Raw genomic sequence first — 19,819 nt, forward strand, 5'->3', positions numbered from 1 at the left:
GTGTCGCGCGGGAGATCAGGCGGGTGTGAGGAAAGTTCCGGCGTGCAGGGTGCTGCCGAAGCCTGGAGCGAAGGTGCCGTACTCGTAGACGACCTGCCCGCCGACCAGCGTGGCGGCGACGGCGCCGTCGTTGCGGTTGACCATCCGGTCCAGGCCCGCAATGCCAGGAAATGGGGCTTCGGCGTAGGCGGCACTGGAACCGTCGAATCCCGCCGGGTCGATCACGGCGATATCGGCGCGCGCACCCTCGTGCAGGCGGCCGGTGTCCAGCCCGTACCAGTCGGCCAGCTCGCCGGTGAGCCGGTGCACGGCCGCCTCGATCGGCATGAACTTGCGCTCGTGCACCCGCTCCAGCATGCGCAGGCCGAAGTTGTAGAAGGCCATATTGCGCAGGTGCGCACCGGAATCGGCGAATCCGACCTGGACGTGCGGGGAGCGTTGCAGCCAGTCGAGCACGTCGTCGCGATCATTGGCGATGACGGTGCGCCAGCGCAGCTTCGCCCCATGTGCGACGGCGAGATCGAGCAACGCGTCGGCCGGATGGATGCCGCGCTCGTCGGCCACCTCGCCGAACGACTTGCCGACGACCTCCGGCTCGGGGCAGGACATGATCTGGGCGTCGTACAGGTCCCGATGCCACACCCGCGGACCGTATTTCTTCGCGAGGTCCTTGCGGAACTGCCTGCGGTAGCCCTCGTCGGCCAGCAACTCGCCCCGTTTCAGCACGTCGCGGATGTTGAGCGCCGCGACCCCGGAGCCGAACTCCTCGAACACGACCAGATCGACGCCGTCGGCGTACACCTCGAACGGCACCGGCAGGTGCTGCCAGCGGAAAGCGGCCTTGCCCAGGGTGTTCGCGATCCACGCGGCGGTGGTCGCGGCACGCGCCGTGGTGCGATCGGCTTTCACGTCCATGCCTGCGATGAGGGTCGTCTTGAGCGGCTTACGGAATCGCCCGGCACTCTGCGCGAAGTAGCGCGCGATCTCCAGCCGTGAGGTGAGGTTCGGCGTGCTCTGATGAATCCGATTCCGTTGCCGCAGAATGCCATTCAGCGCCGCGTACTCGCGCCAGCTCGCATAGGTCGACGGCAGCTGCCTGGTGGGGAAGCGCGTCCCCTCCAACTTCGAGAACGAGCTGCGGATGGTGGACAGGCCGAGAAATCCGGCGTCGAGCGCGTCGGTCAGCATCCGCCGCATGCGATTCAGCTCGTCGCCGGTGGGCCGCGCCTGCGGGTCGGTGGCGCGACCGAGACCCATGACGGCCACCCGGATATCCGAGTGCCCCAGCAGCGCAGCCACATTCGCGCCGAGTGGGCGTGCGGCGAGCGACTCGACGTAGGTGCGCGGGCTGTCCCAGTTCTTGTGCTCCTTGACCGCCGAGTGCACGGCGTCCCAGGGCAGCGCCTCGACCCGGGCGAACATGTCCGCGCAGTCGTCGGCCTCGGCGTAGACCGTGGACAGCGAGCAGTTCCCGATCACCACGGAGGTGACGCCGTGCCGCACCGACTCGCCGAGTCCGGGACTGCCGAGCACCTCGGCGTCGTAATGGGTGTGCACGTCGAGCATGCCCGGAATGACCCACTTGCCCGAAGCATCCAGGTTCCGTGCGCTATCGGGCAGCGGCTCGGCGCTGACCGCAACCACCTTGCCGTCCTTGATGCCGACATCGGCCGTGCGCGGCGCGGAACCCGCACCGTCGAAGACCGATCCGCCGCGAATCACCACGTCACACGGTTGCATCTGCGCTCCCTCGACTGACCGCCGGTATCCAGTACTACCGGTAATGACTACATCGTCGCACGGGTTCGCCGTCTATGTTCAGCCCAGTCAGTCATGACCGCGTCGCCGCCGTCGCCGTCGCGGCACATGCGTCGCCACTCCCATGCTCGACGAGCCGTAGAGATCGCCGTGTGCCCGTTGATATTCCGCACGAATGCGCCGACCGATCGCGGGTGCGGCGGGAGCCGGGATCTCGGCGGCGGTCCGGGCGGGCCAGGTGGGTGGTTCCGCCGCATCGCTGAGCGCCCAGGCCGCCTGCCTGGCCGCACCGAGCGCGACGTATTCGATCGGTTGCGGCACAGTGACGGGGACGCCGAAGATCTGGGCGGCGATCTCGGCGACCAGCGCGGACCGGGCGGCCCCGCCGATCAAGAGGATGCGCCGCACACCGGTGCCCCGCGAGCGCAGATGATCGAGCGCCTCCGCCATATTGCAGAGCATGCCCTCGAAGGCGGCCCGGGCAATGTGGCTGGGCCGCATGGTTTCCGGACGCAAACCATGCAGGCTGCCGGTGGCGTGCGGCAGGTTGGGGGTACGTTCGCCGGACAGGTAGGGCAGCAGCACGAGCCCGTCGGCGCCCGGGGGAGCCTGCGCGGCAAGCGATTCCAGCGTGACCAGGTCGACGCCGAGCAGATCGGCGGCGTACTCCAGCACACGCGCGGCATTCAACGTGCACACGAGCGGCAGGAATGCTCCTGTCGCGTCCGCGAATCCGGCCACCGCGGCGGTGGCGTCGGCGCTGGGCACGGCGCTGCGGGCGAAGACGGTGCCGCTGGTGCCGAGCGACACCACCACGTCACCGTCGCCGATGCCGAGACCCAGTGCGGCACCGGCATTGTCGCCGGTTCCGGCCGCGACGAGCACGCCGGCGGGGGTGCGCCCTGCGGCCTCGGCAGGCTCGAGTACCCGAGGCAGTTCCGGCGTGCGACCGCGGAAGCCCAGGGCGAGTAGGTCTTTGCGATATTCGCAGTCGGCCGGCGACCAGTAGCCGGTGCCCGAGGCGTCGCCGCGATCGGTGGTCGGCTCGGGCTCCGGCGTCCCGGGCCCACCTCCGCGCAACCGCCAGGTCAGGTAGTCGTGCGGCAGCATGATCCGGGCGGTGCGGTCGGCGAATTCCGGCTCGTGATCGGCCAGCCAGCGCAGCTTGGCCACCGTGAAGGCGGCGACCGGCACGCTGCCGACCGCGTCGGCCCACGCCTGCGCGCCGCCGAGCTCGAGAATCAACTCGTCGGCCGCCGCCGCGGAGCGGATGTCGTTCCACAGCAGTGCGTCGCGCACCGGACGGCCCTCGGCATCGAGGGCGACCAAGCCGTGCTGCTGACCGGCAACGGCGATCGCGTCGACCTGGTCCAGCAATCCATCGCCCGCCGCGCGTAGGGCGTCCCACCAGGCCTCCGGCGCCACCTCGGTGCCGTCTGGATGCGGCGCATGCGCCTGGTGCAGGATCTCGCCGGTGTCCGCGTCGCAGACCACCACTTTGCAGGACTGGGTGGAGCTGTCCACTCCGGCCACCTTCGCCGCGCACATAGCTCCACCTTGCACCCGAAGCGGTCGCGCTCGGCGCATTTCGGGCAATCGCCGGCCGGATCGGGCACACTGGCCCGGTGACCGACGATCCGGACCGACCTGCCGACGTGCATGTCCGGACCGGCGCCGGAACCCCGGTGCCGGAGCTGACCGACGACGTGTTCACCGGAATGCTCGACGAGCCACCCGATCCGGAATGCCCGTTCATCGTGATCAACCGCGGCGACCACGACTACATCCAGACCCGTCTGCTCCCCGACGGTGTCTACGAGATCGAGCATCGCGCCGACGGGTCGGACGAGCTGTTCCAGATGTACACCTCCGACGCCCGCCTGGTGCGCGACGTGATGTGGGCGTGGGTGGACGAAGACCCGTGGTGGCGGGACACGGTCGCTTGGTATCGGGTCGATCCGGCCGTCGCCGAGGTGCAGACGGTGCTGGATGACTTCGAGGATCTACTGGGCGGTATGTCGGTGCTGGACGGCATCGAGGCCGCGATGGACGACGCGATGGCCCGCGCGGACGAGTTGCTCGCCATGGACTTCGACGAGTTGCCGCCGGAGCCCGGCGATCAGCGCGACGACACGGCCTGATACCACCACGCGGTGGTCGCGATCTCCGCATCCTCCAGCGGCAGATAGGTTTCGGAGTCCCGCCAGCCGAGCGCCTGCACGGTGACGCGCAGGTCCCGGTCGAAGCAGATGGGGTCGCGCACATGCCAGCGGTACATGCCGTAGCGCTGGTGCGGTTGGTAGATCTCATCGGCGGGCAGCACCTGCGGCAATCCGAGGTACTGCGTGGAGTACGGCCGATACGCCCCGTTGATGTCGAAATTCCAAGCGCCGCCGAAGTAATCCTCAGTGCCGGTGCCGCACAGTGTCGGGAACTCGGTATCGCCGTCCATATAGAACTTGAACTCGCCCTCGCCCCACCAGCGCGGGGCGTTGGGCTGAATTGCCTGGTAGGTACCGACATAACGCCCAGGCCCGGGCACCGTGTCCAGGACGGTATGGATGGCGGGGCTGCCCACCGGCGCACTGCGCGACCACCGGGCGTGCAGGTAGCCCGCGTCCGCGGGCACCTCCTCCTCGCTGTAGGTGATCTGGTAGTACACCGGAACCGTTCGGCCGCAGTTGTTTTCCAGCGTGATCCTGGCGTGCCCGCGAAACGGCATGGACCAGTAGCTGTTCAAGCCGCCGGCCGGGGCGACCACGATCATCTCCGAATCGATCAGGGCCAGTTCGTCCCAGCCGTTGCAGAACAAGTCGCCGAGCGGCGCCTCGATCGCGGGTTCGGCGGCCTCGTCCCAATACATCCGTAGCGTGATGGCCCGCAGGGCGGTGCGGTCGGTGGTCAGCCAGCAATGCCGGAGTACGCCGGGGCCGGAAATGTCTGCCAGGGTCGCAGTTTCGCCATCCGTGAGCAAGATCGAGGGCGATATCTTCCAGCCGATACCGAGCAGCCGCGCCGCGTGCGCGCCGGTGCCGGTGGTCGCGCGGGCGCCGCCGCCGGGAGCGCCCGTCGGATTCTCCGCGCTGATCGACCGCGTGCGCGTGCCGTCCAGCCGCCATAGTTCCGCCGGGCGCTCGGGGGTCATAACCCGGGCCAACCGTATCGACTCGCGGTGGCCGCCAGACCCGCCTGCCGGGAGCCCGGCCCTGGTGCCGCCGGTGCGGGTGCGTTGGCCGGATATTGGGGCGCGTCCATTTGCTGGGCTACTTCACGGCGGAGCTTCTCCATATCCAGCCACTTGATGTTCTGGACCAGTTCTTCGAGGGCCTCGGGCGCGAGGTAGCCCGACTCGTTGTACACCAGCAGGCCCTCCCGGTACGCCATCAGCGTGGGGAAGGCGGTGATCTGCGCCGAGACCTTCATCGCCTCCTCCGCGACGGCGTCGACCATGCCGTGCACGACGTCGGGATGTCGTTCCGCCGAGGATTCGTAGACCGGGGCGAATCGCGTACACCAGCCGCACCAGTCGGCCCACCAATCGACGAGCACGATGGGGTGGCGGGCGATGACAGCATCGAAATTGTGCGGGGTCAGTGTGACAGTGGGCATGAAATCCTCGTTTGATGTCCGACAGAGCAACCCTGCATCCTCGCATGATCAACGAGGATCAGGAAAACACCCCCTTGCGGTGCTGTTCGGCCGCCAGGAAATGCGTAATAGCAGTGCTGCATTCATACAGTTCGCGGTAGTGCCGATAGTACGAATCGTATTCTCCGGTACGTCCAGGATAGGGCTCGACGGTGCTGATCACCGGATTCCACTTCGCGGTGTCGACACCCGCCGCCTCGGCCGCCAGTAGGGCATCGCCCAGACACGCGCCGATCGTCTCGGCCGGGAGTTGCTGCGGCAGCCCGGTCACGTCGGAAACGATCTGTGTCCACAACCCGCCCTTGGTGCCGCCGCCGACCGCGACCAGCCGCCCGGCCCCGCCACCGGCCTCGGTCATGGCCGCGAGGTTGTGCCGCACGCCGTAGGCGATGCCCTCCAGCACCGCCCGGTACAGCTCGGCGCGCCCGTGACCGAGGGTCAGGCCCGCGATGATGCCGCGGGCAGCCGGATCGAACAGGGGAGTGCGCTCGCCGGCGAAATAGGGCAGCACCAGCAGTCCCCGGCTGCCGGGCGGCACCTGGGCGGCTGCCGTGACGAGGTCGGCGAATTCGCCGCCGACCAGAGTGCGCAGCCAGTCGGTCACCGCGCCCGAGGTCGCCATGCCCGCGGCGAGAGTGTATGTGCCCGGCCAGGTTCCGCAGGTACTCCACAGGCCGGGATGCGGGCGTGGATCTTTCAACACCTGGACCAGGAACATGGTGGTGCCGTACATGATCATCGCGTCGCCCGGCGCGCGCACGCCGACGCTGGCCGCCTCGGCCCAGGCGTCGATGGTGCCGGTCGTGACCGGAAGTCCGACGGGCAGACCGGTACTCGCCGCCGCCTGCGTCCCGACCCGCCCGACGACCTCCGTCGGCCAGGCGAGTTCGGGCAGCCGCAGGCCGGGCGCCACCTGTTCGGCCCAGTCGGTGGCCCATTCGCGGCGCCGCAGGTCGTACATCGGCACGCACTGGCTGGCGGATTGGTGATCGAGCACGTATCGGCCGGTGAGCCGGTGCACCAGAAAGGAACTCGCCATCAGCAGCATGCCGGTGTCCGCGGCGACCTGTGGTTCGTGGCGGGCGAGCCAGCGCAGCTTCGGCCCGACGGCTTGGCTGGTGATCGGTGACCCCGCCCGCGCCAGCACGTCCGCAGCGCCGAATTCTGCGGTGAGCTCAGAGATTTCGGTGGTCGCCCTGGTGTCGAACCCGTACAGGATGGCGGGCCGCAGCGGACGGCCGTGCGCGTCGGCGGGCAGCAGGCACGGGCCGATGCCCGAGACCGCGAGCCCGTCGAGGGTGGCGCCGTCCGCCGCGTCGACGAGCTCGCCGACGATCGCGACGAAGTCGGCCCACCACACCTGCTCCGCATCGTGTTCCACCCAGCCCGGTCGCGGCATTGAAACGCAGTGCGCCCGTTCGGATCTGGCGAGCACCACACCGCGTTCGTCGGTCAGCACACCCTTCGAGCTGGCGGTGCCGATGTCGACGCCGAGGAACCGCATCACCGGGTGAACTCGTCGAGGGTGACGCCGAGTAGGTCGCAAGTCGCCCGCAACGCAGCCCGGTGGTCGCCGGGCACCGCGTGAATGTGGTTGGCGCCGAAGCGGGACAGGAAATCCTCGGCCCGGGCATCCAGCCGGGCGAACGCGTGCGGCCATTCCCAGGTGGACTGCTTCATCAGCGCTTCGTTCGTCTGGTCGTCGTAGGTCTCGAAGTCGCCCAGCATCAACTGCATTCGATACTCGCCGTCCTTGCGCGTCAGCCGGGCCAGTGTCATGGCACCCGGTGCGGCGAGGTGATGCACCGAGGCACCACCCGCCGGAAAGAAGAACACCTCCGGGTACAGGTGCACCTTGGCGAGGTTCTCCGCCGGGTCCGCGCTGCGAGCCGCGAACCAGGTCGCGTGCTGGCCCGAATTGCACAGATCCCAGATGTCGCGGTCGGCGTGGTAGTGCCGCACATCGGCGAAAAGCACCGGGGTTCCCGCGATCTGCTTGAGCAGCTGCATGGTCAGCGCACCGTCCATGTCCGCCTCGGTGGCGCACACGTGTGTTTCCTTCGGCCCGTTCCAGTCGTAGGGGTCGTTGAGGAAGGCCTCGGTGATGTCCATCGTGGCGAAGTACTGGGTGAGTTCCGGCTGGCCCTTGATCCCCGAGAAGTCCAGGCGCCGTTCGGCGATCAGCTCACGCACCGCCAGATACGAGCGAATCTGGCGCTCCAGGATGTCCGGTGTCAGCTTCGCGCCGTCGTAATGTACGCCCGCGGCATGGCGTTCCAGCCACTCGCGGGCCGCCGTCGCCTCGCCCGCGTCGGCCAGTTCGGCACGCCGCACGATCTCCCACTGATCGATCTCCTCGACATCGATGCCGAAAAGCCGTTGCCACTGATCGGTATTGGCGACCGCCGTGTTCATCCCCATCGGTCGCCCGCCGAACCGGCCGAAGGTACTGCCGCGCAGACTCGCCACCGCCGCGGCCGCACGGGCCCGCACGCCGATCTCCTCGATCAGCGCGGGATCGTCCGGGTCGCCCCATAATCGGGTATGGTCGCGCCCGATCTGGTCGAGCGCGCCGCCAGCGGCCAGCATGCCGACCATGCCGGGCTGCACCGGGTCGATATTCGACAACAGCAGCAGGGGACCGGGCGTCGCGCCCGCCGCGAGCATGGTGAAATGCGGGAAAGCCCAGACGGCGTAATGGAATACGGTCAGATCGACGTCGGCCCCCGCCACGCTGCGCGCCACCGAGGTGGCCAGCGCGTTGTCGCTGACGGCGGCCGCGCCACACACCACCTCATGCCCGGCGCGCGCCTGCGCCGCCACCAGGTGATCCTCGGTGGTCCCGATGAAGTCCGCGATCCCCGCGTGCACATAGTCGCGACCGTCGGACATGCTGATTACACCGATACGGGCCATGCCGGTCCCTCCGCGCGGGTGGGTGGTCGGATAGACGGTTGCATTCCAGGAATACCAGGGTGCAGGCGCCGTTCGCGGCGATTCGCGAAATCGCGCGACCACCCCGGTGGATGGCGTGCGGATTGCTAAGGTCGCCGGATGGGAACGGACCCGGCGGGGCGGGTCGATGCCGCGACCTCATCGAACGGCCGGCACTACCGCACCGAGGTGCTCGTTGTCGGCGCCTACTTCGCCGATCTGGTTTTCCACGGCCTGACGCGGCCCGTTCAGCCCGGTACCGAGGTGTTTGCCAGCGGCTTCGCGATACTGCCCGGCGGCGCGTTCACGCCCGCGATGGCGATGCGCAGGCTGGGGCACGAGGTGGTGTGGTCCACCGACTTCGGCACCGACCTGTTCAGCGAACAGGTGCTGGCGGCGGCTCGCGCGGAGGGCCTGGACGACAGCGGCTTTCGCTTGCACTCGACGCCGGTGCGCAGCGTCACCGCGGCGTTGTCGTCCCCCGCGGACCGGGCGATGGTGAGCTACCAGGACCCGGTGGCCGCTTTTCCGCTCGCGACGCTGCTGCGCGAACACCGGGCACAGGTGGTGATCCTGCCGCAGCTGCGGTACGGCGAGACCGTGTACGCCGCCCTCGACGTCGCGCATCGGCTCGGGACGCAAGTTTTCATGGACTGCCAGGACGTCCCGGGCACGCTCGACACACCGACCGTGCGTGAGATCCTCGCCGAGGTAGACATTTTCGCGCCGAACGCCGACGAGGCCTTGCGTCTCACCGGTGCGCCGACCCTCGATGCGGCCATCGATATCCTTGCCGACCTGGCGAATACGCTCGTCGTCAAACGGGGGAGCGGCGGCGCCATCGCGGTCCGGGAGGGTGAGCGGTGCGAGATCGACGCCGTCGCTGTCGAAGTCGTCGACACGACCGCAGCGGGCGACTGCTTCAACGCCGGCTTCCTGCACGCGCACCTGGCGGGACGCGCGCTGCCGGACTGTCTCGCCACCGCCGTGGCCTGCGGTGCGGCCGCGACCACGGCGCTCGGATCCAGTGCCGCGCCGGACTTGACCGAGCTACCCGGATGGCTCGCCCGGGTGCCGCGTGCCCGTCAGCTCTGAAATTCCGCACGGTTTCTTGATGCGTTCCTGCTATCGTTGCGTAGATGGCAACCGGCGAGGGTTCCAAAACTGTTGAGCCGGAAGCAAGTTCACCCGGCGAACGATGCCGCGGGGGTCCCGGAAAGATCCTGGTCACCGATCTCGACGGCACCCTGCTGGGCGGTACTCCCACCGATCGGCTGCGACTGCGCAACGCGCTGATCCGGCATCCCGAGGTCACGGTGGTCTTCGCGACCGGGCGCGGCCTCGAATCGATCCGTGAGGTACTGCGCGACCCTGTTGTCCCGCAGCCACGATGGATCATCGCCGACGTCGGCGCGAGCATCATCGACGGGGCGGACCTCACCCCGGTCACCGCGCTGCAAACGGCACTGCGCGCGGGCTGGCCCGGTGGCGAGCGCGTACGCGCTGCCCTGCGCCACTTTCCAGCGCTCACCTACCAGCACGGTGTGCCGCAGGACGGACGTTGCTCGTTCCACTTGCCGCCCGCGGGCTTGACACCAGCACTGATCGACGCCGTGCACGCGCTGGGTTGCTCGTGGCAATACTCGGCCGACACTTACTTCGACGTCCTGCCCGCCCACGCGAGCAAGGGCAACGCGCTCGTCGCGCTCGCCACGCAATGGGGCTGGTCGATGGACGCGGTGCTGGTCGCGGGCGACTCGGCCAACGACCGTTCGATGTTCGGCCGCGGCGCCCACGGTGTGATCGTCGGCAACGCCGAAAGTAACCTGCTGAGCGCGGTGCCCGCCGCCGACGCGGCACATCGGCCGGATCTGCCCGGCGCCGCCGGAATCCTGACCGCCCTACAGGATCTCGGCTGGATCGAGCCAGACTTCCCGCTGGTGGTGGGCTACCACCGCGCGCCGATCACCTGGACGCCTGACGGCTGGCGCAGCCCATCGAGCCCCAATGGCATCCTGCCGACCCTGCACAGTGTGTTCACCGGAAATCTGCGGGCCGTGTGGGCGGCGGGCGTCGTCATCGAACCCCACCAATCCGCCGCGCACCTCGACGATCACGACACCGGCCTGCCCCTGGCCTTTCTGCCGCTGACCTCGGCCGAATGGAGCGGATACTTCCACCGGGCCTGCAAGGAAGCGCTGTGGCCGGTGCTGATGTCGCAACCGCACCGCGCGCGTTTCGATCCCGCCGCCTGGGCCGAGTATCGCGCGGTGAACCGGCGCTTCGCCGACCACATCAGCGCGCACGCGGCGCCGGGCGCGACCGTATGGCTGCACGACTACAACCTGTGGCTGGTGCCGGGCCGGCTGCGCGAGACGCGACCGGACCTGCGGGTCGGCCTGTTCCACCACACACCCTTTCCTGACCCGGACGTCTTCGCCGCGCTGCCGCCGGCCGCCGAGATCCGCACGTCCCTCGGTGGACTGGACTGGGCCGGCTTCCACACCGAGGTCTTCGCCGACCGCTTCCTCGGGTCACTCACCGATCACGCCCGACTACCCGTGGTCGGCGTCCACCCACTGGGCATCGACCGCGCCGCGATCGAGCAGCTGGCCCGCAGCCGTCCGCTCGGTTGCCGGAAACGCGAAGGGCACGTGGTGCTTTCGGTCGAACGCCTGGATTACATCAAAGCCCCGGTGCAGAAGGTCGACGCGATCGGCGAGCTGCTGGCCCGCCAGCCCGAACTGCGCGAGGCGCTCCGGTTCCGGCTCGTCTGCCCGCCACCGGAGCCCGGCCTCACCGCCTACGACGCGACCAGGCAGCTGCTCGAGCGCCGGATCGCCGAGGTCAATAGCGCCTGGTCGACCGGCGGCTGGCAACCCATCGAATACTTCCCGGAGTTCTTGAGCTTTCCCGAGGTCGTCGACCACTATCTCGCCGCGGACGTGTTCTGGGTGACGTCGCTGCAGGACGGGATGAACCTGACCGCCAAGGAATTCATCGCGGCGCAGGCAGCTGTCGGCGGTTGCGGTGTGCTGGTGCTCTCGCGGCACACCGGTGCTGCCGCACAGTTGGCGGCCGGAGCCTTGCTCACCGAACCGAATTCGCCGACGGATCTGGTCGACACGCTGCTGCATGCGCTGAATCTGCCGCCCGCGCAACGCGGGGAGCGACTGGCCTGTCTGAGTGAACTACTCGGGCAGCACAATCCGATCGAGTGGGCCGCCGAGATAATCGCCGCCATCCAGAATGCCCGGCGCACTGAGTCCACTGGCCGGGCCGCCTGAGCCGAATCAGGTTACCTCGGCACGGCATTCACCGCATGCGGGTCGCGTGGCGGCGGGAAGCTGAGCCGAGCGAGGTGGACCCCGCCCTGCCCCCACCCCGCCCTTGTCACCCACCAGCGGTGGTCGTCGTGCACCACTTCGGCGGCGTGCGCGGCGATATGACCGATCTTGTCGCCGATCCGGAAGCGAAAAGGGCTGTCGCTGCGGAACACATCGGTGCCGACATAGCGCGGGCGCGGGCCGATGAACAGGTACCACCAGCCGTTGTCCTGGACGACGAAGGGGGACTCGGTATTTCCCGCCTCGGTGCCTTTGGTCGGGTCGGTGTAGGCGATATGTCGTTCGCCCCAGTGCACGAGATCGGTGCTGGTGCGGTACGCGACCACATGATGACCGCCCGCAGGTTCGCTGGTCGCGCAGTAATACATCACCCACTGGTCGCCGACCCGGGCCACCATCGGGTCGCGAGCGTCGTAACCGTCCTGGAACAGCGGACCGGAACGCGTACGCGCCCAGTGGAACAGATCGGTCGAGGTGGCCAGGTTGATCGCGGCGGCGGTCCGGTCCGTGCCGCCGCCCGCATAGAACATGTAGTAGCGCCGGTGCGCCGCGATGACGAACGGCGCCCACAGATGCGTCTCCCCGTAGTCCGGGTCGACGTGCAACGCGGACGGCTGCTTGGTCCACGGCCCGAACAGGTCGTCCGCGGTCGCATGCGCGAACTCCGTCTCGTCGAACGGATCCGCCGGCTCGGGATGCGTGATCCCGAACAGATGCCACCGGCCACCCGCGGCCCGAACGATGGTGTGATCGTTGATGTACCACGGCTCGGACTCGCCGAGACCGGGATCGTAGATCCGGGTGAAGGCGCCCGCACGCACCACATCGCGTATCGCCATGCCCACCATCATCCTCGTCATGGTCGCGCCGCTGTGCTGATCACCCGCACCGATGCGGTTCAGTGCCGGGTGCGCAGCGCTCCCGCGCCCGCCGCTGCCGCCAGGACGAACAGCACCGGAATCGCGAGACCGACCGTGAGACCGTGACTTTGGGCGACGTAGCCGATCAGCACGGGGCCGGTGAAGAAGCCGAGATAGCCGACGAACGACACGTTGGCGATGGCGCGGGCGGGTGCGACGCCGGCCACGGTGCCGCTCGCGGCGAAAGCCAGCGGCAGCGTGCAGGAGATGCCGAGGCCGAACACCGCCAACCCGATCAGCGCCGCGGTGGTGTCCCCGATCAGCAGTGCCGTGCCCAGGCCGAGTCCGGCCGCGACGGTGCCGATCAGGAACGGCCGCACCGGGCCGGACCAGGCGACGAGCTGATCGCCGAGCAGGCGTCCGGCACACATCGACCCGGCGAACAGCGCGAAGCCCAGGGCCGCGACCGTGGTGCTGGCGTGCGTCTCGTCGCGCAGGTAGACGGCGGTCCAATCATTGGCCGCGCCTTCGGCCAACGCCACGCAGAACGCCAGTACGCCGAGGACGATCAACCTGGTCGGCCAACGCCGTGCGCTCCCACCGGCGACCTCCGCGCCACGCACGGTGCGGTCGGTGGCCGACGGCAACATCCCGCGCGCGCCGAGCACGGCCGCGGCGGCGACCAGCACGCTGACGCCGAGGAAGTGGCCCGCCAGCGTCACCTGCGCCCGCTCGACCGCCGCACCGACCAGCGAACCGCCGATCATCCCCAGGCTGTGACAGGCGTGGATGCCCGACAGCAGCGGCCGCCCACTGGCCTGCTCCACGGCCACCCCGTGCGCGTTCATCGCGACGTCCACCACACTGTTGAGCACCGCGAACACGAGCAGCGCTGCCGTCAGCCCGGCCAAGTTCCCGGCGACCAGCAGTCCGGACAGCGACAGCGCGAACGGCGGCACCGCGAGGCGCAGCGTGGCGCGGCTCCCGAACCGCAGCGTGACGAACTTGCCGAGTTGCAGGCCGAGTACGGCCCCGATGTTCAACCCCGCGAACGCTGTTGCCAGCCCGGCTTCGTCGAGCCCGAGCTCGTCCTTGATCGTCGGCGTGCGCGCTACCCAGGTGGCGAACAGCGACCCGGTGAGGAAGAAGGTCAACCGAACCGACCACAGCGCCGACCGGATGTCGGTGGTGGATGGGCCCGAAGTCAGCATCGGCACCGGCGCGTGCTCCTCTCAGCAGACCCTCGCGAGGTCACGAAGCGGCCAGCGAAGCACGAAAGCCAGCGCCCGGCAACATCTTTACGCTGTGCTCGCCGTAGACTGGTGGTGCGACCCCGGCGAGCGTTGATCCGGGCTTGCAGAGAGTCAGTCATGGATAGCGACCTCACCTCGCGCCGGTGGGTGAAATTCGCCGAGATCGACAATGCGCGCGATCTCGGTGGTCTGCCCGTGCAGGGCGGCGGCGCAACTCGTTTCGGTGTTGTCTATCGATCCAGCACACCCCAGCAGTTGTCCGAATCGGACCTGGCCCATCTGCTCGGGCCGGTGGGTTTGCAGACCCTCGTGGATCTGCGGACGCCACTGGAGGTTACGCAGGAGGGGTACGGCAGGCTCGCCGAAAGCGCCGTGCGGCTGGTGAATCTGCCGGTATGCAAAGTGGCGAGTACGGCAGCACCCAGCGAATCGGTGCCGGACGCGCAGCGGTTCGATCTACGGCAGCTCTACCACGAACTGCTTTCCGGCAGTGCCGACTCCGTGGTGTCCGCCGCACGATTGATCGGTGACGCGCGTCGTCATTCGGTCGTGTTCCATTGCGCCGCAGGCAAAGATCGCACCGGCATCCTGGCCGCCGTGCTGCTCGACGCGGTCGGCGTGCAGGCCGAGGCCATCGTCGCGGACTACGCCCTCACCGCAGAACGCATCGTCCGCATCCGCGCCCGCCTCGACGCCCTGCATTCCTACCGAGGTCTCCCGCCGGTGCGGACCGGAATCCTCGGCGTCGACCCGGCCCCGATGCGCCGCTTCCTGCGCGACCTGCACACCGACCACGGTGGCGCCGCCCGCTGGCTGCGGGCGAACGGCCTCACCGACCTCGAACTGGCCGCCCTGCGCCGCGCGATGGTCGAGCAGTCCTGATCGGCGCGGATCCAGCGCTGCGACTAGAACCTCCTATGCCGCATCGACCAGGCTCCGCCGCAGATAGTCGGCGGTAATCGAGTTCTCGGCGGCGAGCAGCGCGGCGGGCGTGCCCGTGAACACGATCTCCCCACCGTGCTTACCGCCGTCCGGGCCGAGGTCGATGACCCAGTCCGCCCGTTTGACCACCTCCAGGTCGTGCTCGATGACGATGACCGTATTGCCCGCGTCCACCAGACGGTCGAGCAGCGACATCAGCGTGTCGACGTCGGCCATGTGCAAGCCGGTGGTCGGCTCGTCGAGGACGTAGATGCCGCCGCTGCGGTGTAGATGGTCGGCCAGCTTGATGCGCTGGCGTTCCCCGCCCGACAGCGAGCTGAGCGAACGGCCGAGGGTGAGGTAGCCGAGCCCGACATCGTTCAGCGACCGCAGCGGCTTCCGAATCTTGCTGTCCGCGTGCCCGTCCCAGAAGTCGAGGGCCTGCTCGGCGGTCATGTCCAGCACGTCGGCGACGGACGCACCGCGCACCGTGTACCGGAGCACCTCGGGCCGGAATCGCCTGCCGTGGCAGACCTGGCACACGGTGGTGATCGGATCCATGTACGCCAGATCGGTGAAAATCACTCCCGCGCCGCCGCATTCGGCACAAGCGCCATCGGAGTTGAAGCTGAACAGGCCCGGCTTCACCCCGTGCTCCTTGGCGAACAGCTGCCGCAGCGGATCCATGATGCCGATATAGGTGGCCGGGCTGGAACGCCGGGACGCATGGATTGCCGACTGGTTCACCGCGATCGCGTCCGGGTGCGCGGCCAGAAACGCGCCGGAGACCAGCGTGCTCTTACCCGAGCCCGCGACACCGGTGATCGCGGTGAGCACACCGGTCGGGAACCGCGCGGTGACGTTCTTCAAGTTGTGCAACGCGACATCGGTGACACTCAACCATCCTGTCGGCGGGCGAGTCTCGTCCTTGACCGGTTGCACCCGGCGCAGCCGCTCACCGGTCAACGTGCCCGAGGCACGCAGCTTTTTGACCGTGCCCTGGAACATGACCTGTCCGCCGTGCCCGCCCGCACCGGGGCCCATGTCCACCACATGGTCGGCGACCGCGATGACGTCGGGGGAGTGCTCGACCACCAGCACGGTATTGCCCTTGTCGCGCAACTGGACCAGCAGGTTGTTCAACCGGCCCACGTCGCGCGGGTGCATGCCGACGCTCGGCTCGTCGAAAATGTAGGTCATGCCGGTGAGACTGGAGCCGAGGTGCCGAACGACTTTGAGCCGTTGCGCCTCACCACCGGACAGCGACGACGTCTCCCGATCCAGCGACAGGTAGCCCAGGCCCACCTCCTCGATCCGGCGCAGCCGGGCAATCGCGGCCTCGGCGATCGGCCGGGCGATCGGATCACCGATGGCGCCGAGCACCTCGATCAGATCCGTCACCTCGAACCTGCCGTAGTCGGCGATGCCGAGCCCGTCGATCCGGCTGGCCAACGCCGCCGCGTTGAGCCGCGCACCGCCGCAGGCCGGGCAGACCTCCTCGGTGACCACTTCACGTGCCGCCGCCCGATTCTTGTCCGAGAGCGCGTCGAGATCGCGCTTGATGTAGAGGCGATCGAACCGTTCGAGCAGACCCTCGTAGGCGTTGTTGCCCATACTTCCGGTCCTGTTCGGCCGTGGTACCCGAAAACCGTTGCCGCGCAGAAACAGTTGCCACTCTTCGGCGGTGAAGTCGCGCAACGGCTTGTCCGGATCGAAAAGCCCCGACTCGGCGTACAACTGCCACTGAAAGGTGCCGATGGCGAACGGCCGGAAGGTGATCGCTCCTTCGTTGAGCGACTTGTCGGTGTCGAGCAGCTTGTCCAGGTCCGGCCGCACCACGTGGCCCAGCCCGCCGCATTCCTGGCACATGCCGAGCGGGTCGTTGAACGAATAGCTGGTCGCCTCACCGGCACTCGGCTCGCTGTGCCGGGAGAACAACACCCGGATGATCGACTGGATGTCGGTCATGGTGCCGACGGTGGAGCGGGAGTTGCCGCCGATCGGCCGCTGGTCGACCACCACTGCGGGGGCGAGATTGTCGATCGCGTCGGCCTCCGGGCGCTCGTACTTCGGTAGCCGGTTGCGGATGAACCAGGTGTAGGTCTCGTTGAGCTGGCGCTGCGACTCGACCGCGACGGTGCCGAACACGATCGACGATTTGCCGGACCCGGACACGCCGGTGAAGACCACGATCTTGCTCTTCGGGATCTCCAGGGAGACGTTGCGCAGGTTGTTCTCGCGGGCTCCGACGATCTGGATGGTGTCTCGCTCTGCATTCACAACGCCACGGTAGGTGGCAATGAGGTCAGGATCGGTCCTCATTGCCCGCCATACTGAAACAGTGACCGAGACCGCCGCGCGACTGTTGCAATTGCTGTCTCTTTTGCAGACCCGCCGGGAATGGCCGGGCCCTGAGCTGGCCGAACGCCTCGGCGTCACCGTGCGCACGGTGCGCCGCGATATCGAGCGGCTGCGTGAACTGGAGTATCCGGTGCACGCCAGCCTCGGTGCGGTCGGCGGATATCGCCTGGAAGCGGGGACCGCCTTGCCGCCGCTGTTGCTCGACGACGAGGAGGCGGTGGCGATCACCCTTGGCCTGCGCAGCGCCGCGCAAGGCTCGGTCGCCGGCATCGAGGAGTCGGCGGCGCGGGCCCTGGTGAAACTCCAGCAAGTGCTGCCGTCCCGGCTGCGCGGCCGGGTGGACGCCATCGACTCGACGACGGTCTCGCTGGGTGGCCCGGCCACCGGGCCGCGCGTCGACCCGCAGACCTTGGTCGTCCTGGCCGCCGCGGCCCGCGACGGCGAGCGGATCCGCTTCCGCTATCGGGACAAGGGTGACGCGGAGACCAAGCGATTCGCCGAGCCGCACAGCCTCGTCTCCGCGGGGCGCCGCTGGTACCTGGTCGCCTGGGACGTCGACCGGGCCGATTGGCGGACCTTCCGTGTCGATCGGATCGAGGCCCCCTTTCCGACCGGAGTGCGGTGCGCACCAAGGGAATTACCCGCCGCCGATGCCGCGGCCTTCGTCACCGCTCAGCTCGCCCACTCCCGGCCGGCGCGCCGCGTGGTCATCCTGGTGCACGCCTCGGCCGAGCGATTAGCCGAGATTTTCCGCGTGCGACCCGAGGAGGTCGAGCCGATCGACGATCGCAGCTGCCTGATCCGCACCAGCGCCGACTCGCTGGAGTGGACCGCCCTGCGGATCGCCCACCTCGGCGTGGAGTTCGAGGTGCGGGAACCGCCGGAGATGCAGACCATGCTGCGCGATCTCGGCGCCAAACTCCTTCGGGCGGCAGGAGATCCGCAGGACGACGAGCCGAGATGACGCCCGCTGGTTGCCCGGGCCGGCCGCAAACTGAAAGGCGACCGGTACCCCTGTTTTCAATACCCGTATACAACCGGGCGTGCGTTGCTATCGTTCCGCCATGTCGAACACGGCGGGCGAGCGTTTGGATGCCGAGGCGCCCGTGGAAGATCGGCCCTCCTTGCTGGAGGTCGATGATGAGGAGAAGCCCGCCCGGGTACTGACCGGCTGGGCCGAGCGGATAGTCGCGGTGACGTCGTTCGTTGTCGCGATGCTGGTGGTGTGGCAGGTATTTCGGCCGTTGCCCCAGGGCAGCCAGTACTACCTGGTGGTGTTTCTGGCGGCAACCTTGCCGATGGTGTTCCTGGCGTACCGGTCCGGCGTGCGGGTGCTCGATCGAGCCGACGGACCCGGCGTCTTCGATTGGTTACTCGCCGTCGTCGCCGTGGTGGTGTGCCTGTATCCGGTGCTGCCGTTCACGATCGGCTCCGGCGGTGGCGGATACAACGCCTTCCTGGATCGGCAAGGACTGCTCGATCCGGTCGACGTCGGCATGGGCGCGGTGCTGCTGATCCTCGTGCTGGAGGCGTGCCGACGCACCACCGGCTGGGTGCTCGTCGCGGTCTGCCTGGTGTTCGTGGCCTACGGGTATTACGGCGGGTTCCTGCCGCAGGACTGGACGATCGCGCACGCGGGCTTGGACTTCGGGCAGATCGTCGACGCGCTGTTCAACTCGGGCAGCGGGTTCTACGGCACGCCACTGGATGTCGCGGCCACCTATATCGTGCTGTTCACGCTGTACGGGGCCGTCCTCGAATTCTCCGGTGCGGCACAGTTTTTCGTAGACCTCTCGGTGGCCGCGTTCCGGCGCTCGCGCGGCGCGGCCGGACGGACCGCCGTCGCGTCGGGCTTCCTGCTCGGCACGGTGTCGGGCTCCGGAACCGCGACGGCCGTGACGGTCGGCGCGGTCACCTGGCCGATACTCAAGCGGGCAGGCTATCCACCGGAGCAGGCGGGCGGCATGCTCGCGGCCGCCGGTGTCGGCGCGATCCTTTCGCCGCCGACCCTGGGGGTCGCGGCGTTCATCGTCGCGGAGTACCTGGAGGTCTCCTACGTCACGGTGCTCGGCTGGGCCTTGATCCCGACGGTTCTCTACTATCTCGGCATCCTGCTGGCCGTGGAGATCGACGCGCGCCGGTTGGGCACCAAACCGGTGGAGACGGACGGTGTTTCGGCCTGGCGGTTGCTGCTGCGCTTCGGTTACCACTTCCTGTCGCTCATCGCGATCGTCGTGCTGCTGCTGATCGACGTGAGCGCCACCCGCGCCGTCGTCTACGCGACGGTGCTGGCTTTCGTACTCTCCTTCCTCGACCCGCGTACCCGCGCCAATGCGCGCTCGCCGCGGCGGGTGTTCTACGCGATCGGCAGCGGTGTGCGCGCCGCGCTGCCGGTGGTCGCGGTGTGTGCCTCGGCGGGCGTGATCACCGCGATGACGACCAAGACGGGTCTCGGCGCGCAGCTGGCCGCCCTGCTGGTCCGGGCGGCGCGAGCGTTGTCCGACAACCACACCGTGGTGCTGGCCTGCACCGTCGTGCTCGCCGCGATCGCGCTCGCACTGCTCGGCCTCGCGGTGCCGGTGACCGCGTCGTTCATCATCGGCTGGGCGATCATCGGACCTGCGCTGCTCGCGCTCGACGTGTCACCCCCGGCGGCCGCCATGTTCGTCTTCTACTACTCGGTGTTGTCGGAGGTGACGCCGCCGACGGCGCTGGCCGCGGTGGGCGCGGCCGCGGT

At 68.6% G+C, this 19,819-nt stretch carries 15 protein-coding genes; 6 read left to right on the forward strand and 9 right to left on the reverse strand.

The annotated features are described in order from the left end of the window. Window positions 1-15: 15 nt before the first annotated feature. Window positions 16-1,740, reverse strand: a complete 1,725-nt coding sequence (locus NN4_RS35305; protein ID WP_147140342.1) for an N-acyl-D-amino-acid deacylase family protein — start codon at window positions 1,738-1,740, stop codon at window positions 16-18. 87 nt (window positions 1,741-1,827) lie between these two features. Next, window positions 1,828-3,306, reverse strand: coding sequence for a xylulokinase (gene xylB / locus NN4_RS35310; RefSeq protein ID WP_147140343.1), 1,479 nt, complete (start codon window positions 3,304-3,306; stop codon window positions 1,828-1,830). Window positions 3,307-3,383: 77 nt separating this feature from the next. On the opposite strand from xylB, the gene NN4_RS35315 reads away from it, so the two are divergent. Next, window positions 3,384-3,899 (forward strand): hypothetical protein, encoded by a 516-nt coding sequence (locus NN4_RS35315; RefSeq protein ID WP_147140345.1) that lies wholly within the window; start codon window positions 3,384-3,386, stop codon window positions 3,897-3,899. Here the strand turns inward: NN4_RS35315 and NN4_RS35320 are convergent. From NN4_RS35320 to NN4_RS35335, 4 genes are read right to left on the reverse strand one after another with little or no spacing between them, the layout of a single operon-like run. After that, entirely contained in the window at window positions 3,878-4,903 is a 1,026-nt protein-coding gene (locus tag NN4_RS35320; RefSeq protein WP_147140347.1) for a glycoside hydrolase family 172 protein, read from the reverse strand. The two genes, NN4_RS35315 and NN4_RS35320, sit on opposite strands and share 22 nt — an antisense overlap. Then, the gene (locus NN4_RS35325; RefSeq protein WP_147140349.1) at window positions 4,900-5,367 is read right to left on the reverse strand and encodes a thioredoxin family protein; all 468 of its coding nucleotides are present in this window, start codon (window positions 5,365-5,367) and stop codon (window positions 4,900-4,902) included. Before NN4_RS35325 ends, NN4_RS35320 begins: the two co-directional genes overlap by 4 nt. A gap of 58 nt (window positions 5,368-5,425) precedes the next feature. Then, window positions 5,426-6,910 carry an FGGY-family carbohydrate kinase gene (locus NN4_RS35330; RefSeq protein ID WP_147140372.1) on the reverse strand — a complete coding sequence of 495 codons (1,485 nt, stop codon included), beginning with the start codon at window positions 6,908-6,910 and terminating at the stop codon, window positions 5,426-5,428. Next, on the reverse strand, window positions 6,910-8,322 hold the full coding sequence (locus NN4_RS35335; RefSeq protein ID WP_147140352.1) for an L-fucose/L-arabinose isomerase family protein: 1,413 nt from the start codon (window positions 8,320-8,322) through the stop codon (window positions 6,910-6,912). Before NN4_RS35335 ends, NN4_RS35330 begins: the two co-directional genes overlap by 1 nt. Window positions 8,323-8,460: 138 nt before the next feature. On the opposite strand from NN4_RS35335, the gene NN4_RS35340 reads away from it, so the two are divergent. Next, window positions 8,461-9,435, forward strand: coding sequence for a carbohydrate kinase family protein (locus tag NN4_RS35340; protein WP_147140354.1), 975 nt, complete (start codon window positions 8,461-8,463; stop codon window positions 9,433-9,435). A gap of 44 nt (window positions 9,436-9,479) precedes the next feature. Then, window positions 9,480-11,627, forward strand: coding sequence for a trehalose-6-phosphate synthase (locus NN4_RS35345; protein ID WP_147140356.1), 2,148 nt, complete (start codon window positions 9,480-9,482; stop codon window positions 11,625-11,627). An 11-nt stretch (window positions 11,628-11,638) separates the two neighbouring features. Here NN4_RS35345 and NN4_RS35350 read toward each other — a convergent pair whose 3' ends face one another. Continuing rightward, window positions 11,639-12,526 (reverse strand): glycoside hydrolase family protein, encoded by an 888-nt coding sequence (locus tag NN4_RS35350; RefSeq protein WP_246181258.1) that lies wholly within the window; start codon window positions 12,524-12,526, stop codon window positions 11,639-11,641. A 59-nt stretch (window positions 12,527-12,585) separates the two neighbouring features. Further along, entirely contained in the window at window positions 12,586-13,758 is a 1,173-nt protein-coding gene (locus NN4_RS35355) for an MFS transporter (RefSeq protein ID WP_344318938.1), read from the reverse strand. Between the two features lie 159 nt (window positions 13,759-13,917). Here NN4_RS35355 and NN4_RS35360 point away from each other — a divergent pair, with 159 nt between their 5' ends. Continuing rightward, window positions 13,918-14,682, forward strand: a complete 765-nt coding sequence (locus tag NN4_RS35360; protein WP_147140360.1) for a tyrosine-protein phosphatase — start codon at window positions 13,918-13,920, stop codon at window positions 14,680-14,682. A 33-nt stretch (window positions 14,683-14,715) separates the two neighbouring features. Here NN4_RS35360 and NN4_RS35365 read toward each other — a convergent pair whose 3' ends face one another. Further along, window positions 14,716-17,001, reverse strand: coding sequence for an ATP-binding cassette domain-containing protein (locus NN4_RS35365; protein WP_246181259.1), 2,286 nt, complete (start codon window positions 16,999-17,001; stop codon window positions 14,716-14,718). 61 nt (window positions 17,002-17,062) lie between these two features. Between NN4_RS35365 and NN4_RS35370 the strand changes: the two genes are divergently transcribed. Then, window positions 17,063-18,046: a helix-turn-helix transcriptional regulator gene (locus NN4_RS35370; protein ID WP_147140364.1), complete on the forward strand. Its 984-nt coding sequence runs from the start codon at window positions 17,063-17,065 to the stop codon at window positions 18,044-18,046. Between the two features lie 100 nt (window positions 18,047-18,146). Next, window positions 18,147-19,819, forward strand: a 1,673-nt coding sequence (locus tag NN4_RS35375; RefSeq protein ID WP_147140366.1) for a TRAP transporter permease, incomplete at its 3' end; no start/stop codon positions are given.

This window comes from Nocardia ninae NBRC 108245 (genome assembly GCF_007990755.1).
In the GTDB taxonomy this organism is placed as follows: Bacteria; Actinomycetota; Actinomycetes; order Mycobacteriales; family Mycobacteriaceae; genus Nocardia; species Nocardia ninae.

What these genes read in the sequence shown, in the direction of transcription:
- NN4_RS35305 (WP_147140342.1), bottom strand. Translation starts at nt 1,740, where the DNA reads ATGCAACCGTGTGACGTGGTGATTCGCGGCGGATCGGTCTTCGACGGT.
- xylB (WP_147140343.1), bottom strand. Translation starts at nt 3,306, where the DNA reads ATGTGCGCGGCGAAGGTGGCCGGAGTGGACAGCTCCACCCAGTCCTGC.
- NN4_RS35320 (WP_147140347.1), bottom strand. Translation starts at nt 4,903, where the DNA reads ATGACCCCCGAGCGCCCGGCGGAACTATGGCGGCTGGACGGCACGCGC.
- NN4_RS35325 (WP_147140349.1), bottom strand. Translation starts at nt 5,367, where the DNA reads ATGCCCACTGTCACACTGACCCCGCACAATTTCGATGCTGTCATCGCC.
- NN4_RS35330 (WP_147140372.1), bottom strand. Translation starts at nt 6,910, where the DNA reads ATGCGGTTCCTCGGCGTCGACATCGGCACCGCCAGCTCGAAGGGTGTG.
- NN4_RS35335 (WP_147140352.1), bottom strand. Translation starts at nt 8,322, where the DNA reads ATGGCCCGTATCGGTGTAATCAGCATGTCCGACGGTCGCGACTATGTG.
- NN4_RS35340 (WP_147140354.1), top strand. Translation starts at nt 8,461, where the DNA reads ATGGGAACGGACCCGGCGGGGCGGGTCGATGCCGCGACCTCATCGAAC.
- NN4_RS35345 (WP_147140356.1), top strand. Translation starts at nt 9,480, where the DNA reads ATGGCAACCGGCGAGGGTTCCAAAACTGTTGAGCCGGAAGCAAGTTCA.
- NN4_RS35350 (WP_246181258.1), bottom strand. Translation starts at nt 12,526, where the DNA reads ATGGCGATACGCGATGTGGTGCGTGCGGGCGCCTTCACCCGGATCTAC.
- NN4_RS35355 (WP_344318938.1), bottom strand. Translation starts at nt 13,758, where the DNA reads ATGCTGACTTCGGGCCCATCCACCACCGACATCCGGTCGGCGCTGTGG.
- NN4_RS35360 (WP_147140360.1), top strand. Translation starts at nt 13,918, where the DNA reads ATGGATAGCGACCTCACCTCGCGCCGGTGGGTGAAATTCGCCGAGATC.